General features: G+C 40.6%; 1 protein-coding gene. It reads right to left on the bottom strand.

What is annotated here, in order from left to right; all coding sequences use genetic code 11:
- A partial coding sequence (locus FOT98_RS31545) for an RNA-guided endonuclease InsQ/TnpB family protein (protein ID WP_144291279.1) occupies positions 1-374 on the bottom strand: 374 nt, incomplete at both ends.

Genomic DNA, 374 nt, shown 5'->3' with positions numbered 1-374 from the left:
ATCCCAATCACATCGTGGTTTTTGATGATCCTTGTAGAGAGTTTTTGCAAGTAATCCGTTCTTGCATTTTTGATTCGTTCATGAATACGAGCGACTTTCATTCGCTGTTTATTCCAATTCGCTCCGCCTTTTGTACGTCTAGATAGAATACGCTGGGCATGAGCGAGTTTCTTCTCTAATACCCGAGACCATTTTGGATTACCGAATACCTCACCTGTTGAAAGAATAGCAAAGTTTTTCACACCAACATCTATACCAACAGCGGAATCGGTCTTTGGCAATTCTTGTACTTCTGCTTCAGCAAGAATCGAGACAAAATATTTTCCACTTGGATTCCTTCTGACAGTAGCACTCAAAATTCGTCCTTCTATCTC

The sequence above is a fragment of the Bacillus sp. HY001 genome (genome assembly GCF_007558965.1).
GTDB lineage: Bacteria > Bacillota > Bacilli > Bacillales > Bacillaceae_G > Bacillus_A > Bacillus_A mobilis.
The sequence above is the reverse complement of the archived record's forward strand: the minus strand, read 5'-3'. Positions and strand labels throughout refer to the sequence as shown.